Genomic DNA, 10,495 nt, shown 5'->3' with positions numbered 1-10,495 from the left:
TTTTTTAAGTACCACCCGGCCGGATTTGTCTTTATATTCCGCCACCTGGCCACCGTCTTCATCTGTTGTCACCGTTACGGATAGCTGCCCGGCTCCATACGCACCCGGGCTGACAGGGTTACCGGCAGCATCTATGTTCCAGATACGCACAGAGTCGGCGACTGTGTTAACGAGGTATTGAAGCGTTACTGGTTTGGTCGCCCAGCTGTTGCCCGGAGCGTAGGTTTTCAGCACCCGGTTCAACGGCGAAGCCTCAAATTCTGTCTGGCTGTAAAATATCCGTTCTCCCGTATACTTACCGGAATTCCGGTAAAACTGGTCCTGGTCAACAAACGCCGTTGTTTTGAACTTTCCGTCAGTGGTGGCTCCCGTGTAGGGCAGATACTTAAATTGTTCCCGCCCAAAAGCATCATATATCACCGGGGTTATCATGTCTCCGCCTTTACCACCCATGTCTTTGGCCACCGTCTGCAAAGGCCGCCCAAGGCCGTCAAAGTACTGCGTAACCTGTTTTACATCGGCTGTCGGATTTGTCTGGGCCATTACTGCCGCAGGATCTGTCAGCGGTTTGGAAGGCTCCCAGGTACGGATATAATTGATGCTGGTATTCGTATAGGCGCCAGGGATATTTACAGGCGTGGCGGAGGGAAGACTGCTTCCACCAGGCTGCTGGCCGGAGGCCGTCTGACTACCGGAAAATATAGCTGCAAACAATAAAAATGCGGAAATTTGAGTGAAGCTACAGTGATTTCTTTCTCTCATAGGTATTATTCTTGGGCAACAATCGAAAACAGGATTTGACAACTTAAATATATTGAAATATTACTTAACCAGGATTACTATCCTCCTTTCAGCTCCTGCATCATTTGTATAGTTAGGCTGTAATGCTCTTCTATGGGCACTTTTCCTCTGTGAACGGTATTGATGTCTTTCCCTTCTTTTGTCCAGAGCATGGGGTAGAAGCTAAAGACCTCGTTGCCGTCCAGCGCTGACACGTCCTGTTGCCAGTCTTTCCAGCGCAGGTCGTGATAGAATCCCGCTACATCTCCTTCAAAACAGAATAGCAAAAACTCGGTATAGGTGAGGTCAAGCGGCTCCCACGTCAATGCCGACGGATCGAAGTAGTATGTTTTGCCTAAGTCTTCGCCAAGGCCGCCGCCGTTAATTGCGAAAAAACCGCCGGCAGCGTCATCAGCTATCAGTATGAAACCTGCATTGCCTTCGGGAAATGATGTTTTGCCGTTGTTCCACGTATGGAACGTTCTGTTTAATTTCGGATGGCCCGAGCCCAGAATCCTTATCCAGCCGTGATCTACCAGTATGCCGCCGCTGTTGAAAATAATGGCGCCCATCGGGGAGCGGGTGGTCACCTGTGCTTCATACAAAGTTTCTCCGGCCTCGCTTGCTGTAACAGGCAGGACTTCCACCTTGTTGGTGGCGCTGTCGATCCAGGACACGACATGCTCCCAGCCGGGCTCATGGGTGTTGATCAATTCTTCCAGTGGTCTTTTAGTAACATGGGTAGCAAACAAGCGGGCCACACCAAGCAGTTGTAACCGATAATCATTCATCATGACAATAAATTCTATTCTGTTGTACGCAAAGTAAATGAATCCGGTTTACAGCCGGGCATTATTTTCTTTCATGCGGAACAATACCACCACGCCCGAGAGGAAGGTGATAATGCCTGCTATATGCACAGCCCACATCAGCCCAAATAAGTTGGCCACAATACCGGCCATCAGGGCGCCTGCGGCGTAGCCGATATCCCGCCAGAAACGATAAACGCCCAGGGAGGAAGCCCGCCAGGAGGGGTGCGCAGCATCGCTCACGGCCGCCAGCAAAGCGGGATATACCATTGCGGTGCCAATGCCCAGCAGTACAGAGCCTACCAGCCCGGATGTGAGCGGCGGAAAGAATGCCAGGCCGATGACCACATGTCCTAATGCCTGTACAAACATGCCCCATACGATCAGCGGCTTGCGGCCTATCTTATCGGCCAGCGGACCGGTGATGACTTGTCCGAAGCCCCACACGAACGGATACACGGCTTTTATCCAGCCTACGCCTTCCAGGCCTACGCCGGCAGCGATGAACAACAAAGGGAAAACACCCCATGACATGCCATCGTTCAGGTTATTGATCAACCCTGCCTGTGAAACGGCAAAGAGGTTCCTGTTCCGGAAAGATGTTTCCCGGAACACCCATAACAAATCCGGTTTGTGGAACTGTTCACCCGGAAGGTGTTGTTGCGCTACCTGCGCGGATTCCAGGCGGGCATGCTGCCGCGTGTCCCTGATCACCAGGATGGATAATATCAGGCCGGCAATGGTGTAAAAAATCCCGATGTAAAAAGGGGCGGGCCTTAATCCGTAGTGTGACGCGAGGTAACCTGTAAGTAACGCTGTCAGTCCCACGGCGCCGTAGCCGGCCGCTTCGTTCAGCCCCATGGCCAGCCCGCGTTTTTTCGGGCCTACAAGGTCTATTTTCATGTTGACCGTCATCGACCAGGCCAGTCCCTGACTTACGCCCAACAGCACATTGGCCACGATGATCCAGTTCCACGACGGTCCCCACGCCAGTAAGAACGGCACCGGCAGCCCCACCAGCCAGCCGGCGATCAGCACGCGCTTCCGGGTGTATTTGTCGGCCAGCACGCCGGAAACAAGATTGGTAAATGCTTTCACCACGCCAAAAGCGATGATAAAGGAAAACACCACGATGTCTGACCCTATCTTAAACTCCTCCGTGCCTACCAGCGGCACTACCGTCCGCTCCAGGCCCACCATACCACCTACCAGTATGTTGACCAGCACCAGCAGCGTGAACTGCTGCCAGTTTTCGTTTAATCCCAGTTTAATTTCCATAGCTATTTGCCTAACCACAAAGATAAAGAAGTCTGTCGGAAGCCGGGAATAAGCCCGCCGTCATCAATAGGGAGATGAACTGCAAAAGCGCATATGGAAACAGCGTTGCCGGCAGCGGGATAGGGAAAATAATTTATCCAGTAGGGAAATTTAGGTATCTTGAAAACAGATTGATCACCTGGAAACCGGAACTGCACCGGATATTGCCCCGGGCCGCATTTTGTCGTTTTTTTCCAAACAGGCAACATCACCCTTTATATATTTTTGCCAAAAACACGCTATCCATGACAGCAAACAAATTAAAACACGAACAGGTACAGTACATTGAGTTTCTCACGAATGATCTCGAACGCGCCAAAAAATTTTATCAGAATTGTTTTGGCTGGAAGTTTGTCGACTATGGTCCGGGCTATACGGCATTTGGAGGTGACTATGTTGATGGCGGCTTCACCACTGGCACACCGGTAAAAGGCTCGGTATTGGTAGTGCTGTATTCCGAAGACCTGGAGGCGACCAGGGCGAAGGTACAGGCAGCAGGAGGGAAGATCGTAAAAGATATCTTCAGCTTTCCCGGCGGGCAGCGGTTCCAGTTCGAGGATCCTGACGGATATGAGCTGGCGGTCTGGGCCACCGTGTAATACTTGTAAACTAACAGGAAAGGCTGTAGGTCAGTGACTTACAGCCTTTTTTGCTGATGGGTGCCGTTTTTATATCTTCATCCACAGATCGGTACATTTTCCCGTTTCATCGACACTTATGAAAAATAACCCTGCTGCTTCCCTTAATTTGTATATGTTATCCTGGAAAGCCCCTCAAATCTGTATTCATATCGTCTGTTGCTTGTTGTTTATGATATTCCCGTTGTTGTTCATGTCTAACGGGAAGGGGTATACTGAACTGATAGCGCCTGCCATGCACTACAGTTATTGGCTGTTCTGCAGCTGTTACATCTGCCTGTTCTATTTCAATCGCTATTACCTGATGCCCGGATTTTTTATTCCGGGCAGATATGGTGGTTATGCCGCTATGGCCTTGCTGTTATGTGCGGGCATCTTTTTCCTGCAACCGTTCGACCGGCTCCTTCGGCAGAAATGGGCGGTGCCGCCGGAGGGGGCCGCGTGGGTGTATGTGCCACCGGTCATCGATATCACCAGCCTCTTTATCTTCTTTATGATCATGGCGCTGGGCGCTGCTATCACCACTACGCGCCGCTGGCAATTGACCGAGCAGCGCGCCCTTACCGCCGAGCGGGAAAAGATCAGGGCGGAGCTGTCTTTCCTGAAAGCACAGGTACATCCGCACTTTCTGTATAATACCCTGAATAATATTTATACCCTGGCACTGACAAAAAATAATTACACTGCGGACAGTATTCTGCGCTTATCGAATATTATGCGTTACATTACGGACGAGGTGATCGCCGACTATGTGCCGCTTCCGCAGGAAGAGGCCTGTATCCGCGATTATATCGCCCTGCAACAGCTCCGTCTGCAGCCGGAAACAGTGGATTACCAGGTTTCCGGGGAGATGGAGCATAAACAGATCAGTCCGCTGATACTGATGACGTTCGTGGAAAATGTGTTTAAGTATGGCATCAGTAAACATCAGCCGGCGCCGGTTACTATCCGCCTGAGCATAAAAGACCGTCAGATTGATTTTTTCTGTTGTAACCGTATCTTCCGGGAAGCCGCGCCGGTCAACAGCAGCGGTGTAGGAATTGCCAACACCAGGCAACGGCTGGCATTACTGTATCCACAAAAACATATACTGGACATAACCACAGATAATAACCTATATACCGTCAGACTGACATTACTGACAGATTAACCCAATTTACTTCATTCACCTATATGAAGATAAAAGCCATCGCTATAGATGATGAACCGCTTGCACTGGAGCTGATCAGGAACTACACCGCGCAGTTCCCCGCTTTACAGCTGTTGCAGACTTTCGACGATGCACTGTCGGGCGCTGAATTCCTCCGTTGCCGCCCGGTAGACCTGCTGTTCATCGATATCAATATGCCCGATATCACCGGCATCGATCTGGTGCGTTCCCTGGAGGAAAAACCCATGGTCATTTTCACGACGGCGCATAAACGATTTGCCCATGAAGGGTTTGAACTGGAGGCACTGGACTACCTGCTGAAGCCTATCAGCATGGAACGTTTTTCAAGGACCATGCAGAAAACGATGATGCAGTACCACTACAAACAGGCTGCTGTAGCACCCCGCGAGCCAGAGTCGTTTTTCGTATATGCGGAATATAAACAGGTGAGGATATGGCTGGACGACGTGGAATATATCGAAAGCCTGGAAGATTATATCCGTATCCATCTGTTAAGCGGCCGGCCGGTGCTCACGCTGATGCCTTTGAAGAAAGTGCTGGAGAAGCTGCCGCACGACCGCTTCCGGCGTATCCATCGCAGCTATATTGTAGCGGTGCGCAGTATCTGTGCTATCGCCTACCGTAAAGTGCTGCTGCATTCCGGTGCCACATTGCCCGTCAGCAGCACCTATGCTGACAGTATACGGGAATGGGGCGGCAAATAATACGTCGGCACATCGCTCGCTTTTACCGATACCTGCTTGATAAAAAAATGGGGTTGACAGATCTTTAGTCAAACAATTTTTATCTTATGGAAAGGAAAAATTTTCTCAGATCACTGGCTGTTACAGCCATCTCTGCCCCTGTGTTGCTGGAAGCCTGTAAAAAAGACAACACAGACCCTAAAGCAGCAGCTGCCGCCGGTGCTCAGACAGAAGCCGCCTGCGTGCTCACAGATCCCGACATGGACGGTCCATATCCCCTGTACAACAGCCGTGGCTCCGCTATTAACCGGGTAAACATCACCGATAACAAACCCGGTCTTCCGCTGTACATCGATATCAAAGTGCAAAGCGTCAGCAGAGGATGCGCTCCTGTGACCAATGCAAGGGTGGATATCTGGCAGTGCGACAAGGACGGTTATTATTCCGGTTATGTCAACAACGGCTACCTGGGCGTGCAGAACAATGTCGGCCGTCTTTTCGGCAGAGGGCTGCAATACACCAACGCCAATGGTTTGGTACATTTCCAGTCTATCTACCCCGGATGGTACCCCGGCCGTTGCACCCACCTGCATGCACAGATATTTATCGGCACCAGCCTGTACCTGACCACGCAGATCGCCTTCCCGGATGCGATCAACGCCGCCGTATACAGCACACCGTTATATGCAGTACATGGACAGAACCCCACTACCAACTATCTCGACGGTATCATCTACGACTCACTGGCAACTGAACTGGCTACCGTAACACCTGCTTCCGGCGGGGGATATAACCTGTATCATACGATCAACATCAGATAATTTTTTCAACCAATTTCTTACCAGTCGATTTAATTTATTTTTATGAAGACGCAGCCAGCGCAGATCACCCTGTCTTTCAGACAGGTCATAGATGCGGCTTCCACCGGGGATTTGGAGAAGAAGATATTCGAAGATTCCTATGTGGAATTCCTGATGCAGTCGCAGGCATATAATCCTGATAAGCAGTTCCGGACCTTCACCGAACTGAAAGCCCATAATCCGAAATCCAATTCGTTGCATTATAAAGTGGGCTTTGCAGTGGGCTTGTATCTACAGGAACTGGGCAACAGGATTCCGGGGGTGACGGATTGCCTCGGCAGCAAAGAACTGCCTTTTGAACTGTATCATCTGGAGCTGATCGAGTCTGATATTGAAGACCGCAGCCAGCACCGTGTTGCGGTGAATTACATCACACCGCCGTTTACGCTGCTGCATATCATCGGCGACCGGCTGTTGCTGGTGTCTCCCGAGCAGACAGGCCAACCAGACACTTATGATACGTTCATGGTGGCGTTACAGCCACAGCTGGCCATTACCAGCTACAAACCGCTGTCGCAACCGCAAGATGTGCATCATATAGCACAGGTACTTTAACAAAGCAGGATAGGGTAAGTTGTAAGCGGGCCAGCTTACAACTTACTCTCTTTAGCGGTCCTGAACAGGTACCACAGTTTTATCTTTAATGCCAGCCAGCCCAGGATGGCATATATTATCAACAGGATACTTAAATGCCGTATATAGGGGAACGTTAGTTCCACCGACCCTTTCTGTATCAACAGAATTTTAAATGCCTGCAAGAACGGCGTCAGCGGAATGATATTCGCCATAAACTGCACAAATGCCGGCATGGCGCTGAGTGGCCATGTAAAACCGCTGATGATAAATGCCGGCGATGCAATCACCATCAACACCTGTGTGGCCTTTAACGCGTCCGGTATCAGGATGCTGACAAACACGCCCATGAACGATACAGAGCCTACAAAAACTGCCGTCAACCATATGAAGCTGAGGATGCCTTCCGGCAGCGGCACGTTAAAGAACATATGCATCAGGTAATAAATGGAAACAATGAGAACGGAGAATGTCCAGATGGGAATCACCTTGATGAGCATGATCGGGAAAGCCCAACGTCGCATACCGGCATATTCGGTCACAAAAGAGCCCCGCTGGAACTCCGCCGCAAAACTGATGGCCATGGCCAGCAGTATCACCTGTTGCAATACTACCGCCAGCATGGCGGGCCACATAAAGATGAGGTAGTTGCTGGTGGTATTGAAAAGCGTGATGTAGTTGGTCTTAAACGGCTCATACTGTGTAGCAGCCCTGACAGCGGGCATTCCCATCTTCTGTAATCCTTTGATGGAAACACCGGCGGAGAAAGTGCCGATGGTCAGCTGCAGCGCCTTAGACGCGAAGTTGGCGGTCAACACATTGCTGGTGTTCACGTACACGTTTACTTCCGGATATTTTTTCTGCAGGATATCGGCTTCAAAGCGCGCAGGGAGCATTACTACGGCCGCAGCTTCCCTTTTTATCACTTCGTCGTTTATATTGGCCGGCTCCTGCAGGTACTTCAGCGTTTTAATGCTTTTATTGTCGCCCAGCATTTCCACGAGTTGCGCGGACAGCGGAGTATTGTCTTTGTCAATAACGATCACGGGTATATTTTCCACTTTCCCGGCTTTATATACAAAGCCGATCAGGGTGGCGTATAACACCGGCGCCAGGAAAAACACGGAGCGCAGGGTGGAATTGCCGAGGAACAGCTTAAACTCCCGTTTCAACAATCGGAAAAATTCTTTCATGCCTGATTATTTCAGTAAAACACTTGCATTTACCAATATGTCTTTGGTCTTGCTTTCATCTTTGGGCTGTACCTTGATCTCATAGATCGCGTCCTGCGGCTGATAGTCGGGGAAAGCGGTGGTAATGTCCGCGTAGCGGGTCAGCTGTTTGATATAAGCGATGGTACCGTCTATTTCTTCGTTGTTGTACAGCACTTTCATTTTTACGTCCTGTCCTTTTTTATAGGCGGCGATTTTACTTTCCGGTACGGTGAAGCGGAACCAGGTGCTGCCGGGGATATAACCGTTGAACAGCGCAAAGCCGGCAGTGGCCAGCTCTCCGGGATTCAGGCTGATGGTCTCTATGTCCATGTCGTTGGTGGCGATGATGTAACGCTCGGAGTAGGCCACGTTGGCTTCCTGTAAAGCGCCTTTGGCCTGTGATGCCTGACCGGCGGCCATATTCACTTTCTCTGCACGGGTGCCTCTTTTGACGTCGTCCAGTTCGGCGATCACCGCATCGTACTGGGCTTTGGCGCCCTGGTATTTGGCATATACCTCGTCGTAGGACTGTGGAGAAATGAGGCTGTCGTTGAACATATTGGTGGCCCTTTCATATGATTTTCGGGCGAATTCATATTGTTCCTTTAATCCTTTGTATTTCGCCTGTAGCTGTTTGAGCTGATCGGCCGTAGCGCCGTTGCGGGCCATCTGCTCCTGTGCGGTGGCGGCATTCACGGCTCCCTGTGCCTGCGCTATTTTGGCGGAAACTTCCGGTACGTCCAGCAGGGCAAGGGTATCTCCCTTTTTCACGCTTTGTCCTTCTTTAACATAGATGTTCAGGATTCTGCCGGTAACCTTCGGCGCAAAAGACACCACATCTTTTTTGGCTTTGCCCTCGAAACGGTCGCTGTTGGCCTTTTTGGAAGAACAGCTCGCCAGTGCCAGTGAACAGATCAATAATATGGGTGTAGTTATTTTCATCTTATAGTAATTAGTTTGAGTAATGTTGATGGCTTAGTACAATTTGGAGATGTCCAGTTCCTGGGTTGACCGCATCACTTCCACAGCGGCGCGGCGCTGGTTGAAAATGGCGTTCTGATAATCCAGTTCTGCTGCTTCGAGGTCGTTTTCCGCTTCTATCAGCTGGGTCGATTTGGACATGCCATATCTGAATTCTTTCTCCGCCTGTACCAGGGCATTGGTGGCCATCTCTTTCTCTTTTTTCTTCAGGGCTATCTGCGAATTGGCGATGTTGTAATTGGACTGGTTGTTGGCCTGGTTTAAGGTCAGCTTCCGCATGGCGTCGTACTTCTGGTTTTGCAGCAGCTCTCTGTCGATGCGGGCTGTTTCGATGGCATGTTTGCCTTCTCTTCCGTCGAAGATCTCCCATTTAAAGCCTACGCCGGCTGTCAGCATCGGGAAGATATTGAGGTTGGTGGGCCGCCAGTCCAGCTTGCGGCCGGGATAACCGATAGCCGGAATAGGAGGGATGATATTGTCGGATGACTTTATTCTCGCGCCATACAGCCCTATGTAATAGGAAGATGCCATCAGCTGTACTTTCGGTATCCACCAGGTTTGTTCTGCCTTTATTTTAAAGCCGGACGCATTAATGCCATGGTCCAGTGCGCGTATCTCGGCACGTTGATCGATTGTTTTCTGTGGCGCGGGTAGGGCCACAGGCAGCAGTACCGGTTCTATCAGCCGCAGTCTTTCTTTGTCAATGCCGGTCAGCACTTCGAGCTGTGTGAGCAACAGTTCTTTTTTCCCTTCATATTCTGCCATTTTGGAATCGAGGGTGGCTTGCGCCAGCTCTATCTTCTTATGGTCATAAGGGGTGATCAGTCCATATCCCAGCGCTTTGTCGGCTGTTTTGCGGTTGGCGTCCAGTCTTCGTTTAGCCTCGTCCAATACTTTTTTGGACTGGTGCACCAGTGCCAGTTGGTCATATGCCCGGGAGATGACTGCCGCCACTTCATCGGATGTTTTTTCCAGCAGGATGTTTTCGGACTGCCGCTTTTCCTCCAGTGCTTTGTTGAGCTGCCGCACCTTACCGCCGGAATACAACAGCATTTTGGCGTCCGCTTTGGCCAGCCCTGAAAAACCCGATACATTGATGTTGTTATTGTACTTGCCTTCGGGGATGTTGAGAAACGGTTGCAGGTTCAGCTCCGGGGAAATAACATGTGCGGTGGCATTGAGATAACTGGCCATACCGCTAACTTCCAGGGTGGGGAGGTAAACATCTTTCAGCTTATGCTGGTCCAGTACAGTAAGTTTGTTTTTAGTCTGTTGGGCTTTAAGGTCTGCATCCCGCACCATGGCACTGTCAAGCAGCTCTTTGAAACCGGGGGCCGTCTGTGCTTTGGCGTAGTGGTAAAATAACAGTGAAAGTAGTAGGAATGACAGCTTGCTTTTCATTGATATACACGTTTTTAATCTACAGATGGTTGCAACATAGCTTATTACTTTGAATTAACACATAAAAT

Annotated in this window: 11 protein-coding genes; 5 read left to right on the top strand and 6 right to left on the bottom strand. The window is 50.3% G+C overall.

The annotated features are described in order from the left end of the window. The 3 genes from ACTJJS_RS31735 to ACTJJS_RS31725 all read right to left on the bottom strand — a co-directional run. A partial coding sequence (locus tag ACTJJS_RS31735; protein WP_440667877.1) for a DUF6443 domain-containing protein occupies positions 1-714 on the bottom strand: 714 nt, incomplete at its 3' end. 125 nt (positions 715-839) lie between these two features. Then, positions 840-1,574, bottom strand: coding sequence for a DUF2625 domain-containing protein (locus tag ACTJJS_RS31730; RefSeq protein ID WP_440667875.1), 735 nt, complete (start codon positions 1,572-1,574; stop codon positions 840-842). A gap of 45 nt (positions 1,575-1,619) precedes the next feature. Further along, positions 1,620-2,867 (bottom strand): MFS transporter, encoded by a 1,248-nt coding sequence (locus tag ACTJJS_RS31725; protein WP_440667873.1) that lies wholly within the window; start codon positions 2,865-2,867, stop codon positions 1,620-1,622. 284 nt (positions 2,868-3,151) lie between these two features. Between ACTJJS_RS31725 and ACTJJS_RS31720 the strand changes: the two genes are divergently transcribed. The 5 genes from ACTJJS_RS31720 to ACTJJS_RS31700 all read left to right on the top strand — a co-directional run bounded on the left by ACTJJS_RS31720 (position 3,152) and on the right by ACTJJS_RS31700 (position 6,813). Beyond that, positions 3,152-3,505 (top strand): VOC family protein, encoded by a 354-nt coding sequence (locus tag ACTJJS_RS31720; RefSeq protein ID WP_168874947.1) that lies wholly within the window; start codon positions 3,152-3,154, stop codon positions 3,503-3,505. A gap of 232 nt (positions 3,506-3,737) precedes the next feature. After that, positions 3,738-4,694, top strand: a complete 957-nt coding sequence (locus tag ACTJJS_RS31715) for a sensor histidine kinase (protein WP_440667871.1) — start codon at positions 3,738-3,740, stop codon at positions 4,692-4,694. A gap of 23 nt (positions 4,695-4,717) precedes the next feature. Further along, positions 4,718-5,419 carry a LytR/AlgR family response regulator transcription factor gene (locus ACTJJS_RS31710; RefSeq protein WP_168874949.1) on the top strand — a complete coding sequence of 234 codons (702 nt, stop codon included), beginning with the start codon at positions 4,718-4,720 and terminating at the stop codon, positions 5,417-5,419. An 86-nt stretch (positions 5,420-5,505) separates the two neighbouring features. Then, positions 5,506-6,219: a dioxygenase family protein gene (locus ACTJJS_RS31705; RefSeq protein WP_440667869.1), complete on the top strand. Its 714-nt coding sequence runs from the start codon at positions 5,506-5,508 to the stop codon at positions 6,217-6,219. A gap of 42 nt (positions 6,220-6,261) precedes the next feature. Next, positions 6,262-6,813: a hypothetical protein gene (locus ACTJJS_RS31700; protein ID WP_168874951.1), complete on the top strand. Its 552-nt coding sequence runs from the start codon at positions 6,262-6,264 to the stop codon at positions 6,811-6,813. A gap of 35 nt (positions 6,814-6,848) precedes the next feature. Here ACTJJS_RS31700 and ACTJJS_RS31695 read toward each other — a convergent pair whose 3' ends face one another. From ACTJJS_RS31695 to ACTJJS_RS31685, 3 genes are read right to left on the bottom strand one after another with little or no spacing between them, the layout of a single operon-like run. Beyond that, on the bottom strand, positions 6,849-8,024 hold the full coding sequence (locus tag ACTJJS_RS31695; RefSeq protein WP_440667868.1) for an ABC transporter permease: 1,176 nt from the start codon (positions 8,022-8,024) through the stop codon (positions 6,849-6,851). Between the two features lie 6 nt (positions 8,025-8,030). Further along, complete coding sequence (locus ACTJJS_RS31690) at positions 8,031-8,987, bottom strand: HlyD family secretion protein (protein ID WP_440667867.1); 957 nt, start codon at positions 8,985-8,987, stop codon at positions 8,031-8,033. Positions 8,988-9,020: 33 nt separating this feature from the next. Beyond that, complete coding sequence (locus tag ACTJJS_RS31685) at positions 9,021-10,427, bottom strand: TolC family protein (protein WP_440667865.1); 1,407 nt, start codon at positions 10,425-10,427, stop codon at positions 9,021-9,023. Between the last annotated feature and the right edge of the window lie 68 nt (positions 10,428-10,495).

The organism is Chitinophaga sp. 22308 (genome assembly GCF_052045305.1).
Classification (GTDB): domain Bacteria; phylum Bacteroidota; class Bacteroidia; order Chitinophagales; family Chitinophagaceae; genus Chitinophaga; species Chitinophaga varians_A.
Note: the sequence above shows the minus strand (reverse complement) of the source record. Positions and strands in the feature narration are given on the sequence as shown.

Bases quoted from the DNA above. Each gene is read 5' to 3' on its own strand.
- ACTJJS_RS31710 (WP_168874949.1), top strand. From the start codon at position 4,718: ATGAAGATAAAAGCCATCGCTATAGATGATGAACCGCTTGCACTGGAG.
- ACTJJS_RS31730 (WP_440667875.1), bottom strand. From the start codon at position 1,574: ATGATGAATGATTATCGGTTACAACTGCTTGGTGTGGCCCGCTTGTTT.
- ACTJJS_RS31720 (WP_168874947.1), top strand. From the start codon at position 3,152: ATGACAGCAAACAAATTAAAACACGAACAGGTACAGTACATTGAGTTT.
- ACTJJS_RS31715 (WP_440667871.1), top strand. From the start codon at position 3,738: ATGTCTAACGGGAAGGGGTATACTGAACTGATAGCGCCTGCCATGCAC.
- ACTJJS_RS31705 (WP_440667869.1), top strand. From the start codon at position 5,506: ATGGAAAGGAAAAATTTTCTCAGATCACTGGCTGTTACAGCCATCTCT.
- ACTJJS_RS31690 (WP_440667867.1), bottom strand. From the start codon at position 8,987: ATGAAAATAACTACACCCATATTATTGATCTGTTCACTGGCACTGGCG.
- ACTJJS_RS31700 (WP_168874951.1), top strand. From the start codon at position 6,262: ATGAAGACGCAGCCAGCGCAGATCACCCTGTCTTTCAGACAGGTCATA.
- ACTJJS_RS31695 (WP_440667868.1), bottom strand. From the start codon at position 8,024: ATGAAAGAATTTTTCCGATTGTTGAAACGGGAGTTTAAGCTGTTCCTC.
- ACTJJS_RS31685 (WP_440667865.1), bottom strand. From the start codon at position 10,427: ATGAAAAGCAAGCTGTCATTCCTACTACTTTCACTGTTATTTTACCAC.
- ACTJJS_RS31725 (WP_440667873.1), bottom strand. From the start codon at position 2,867: ATGGAAATTAAACTGGGATTAAACGAAAACTGGCAGCAGTTCACGCTG.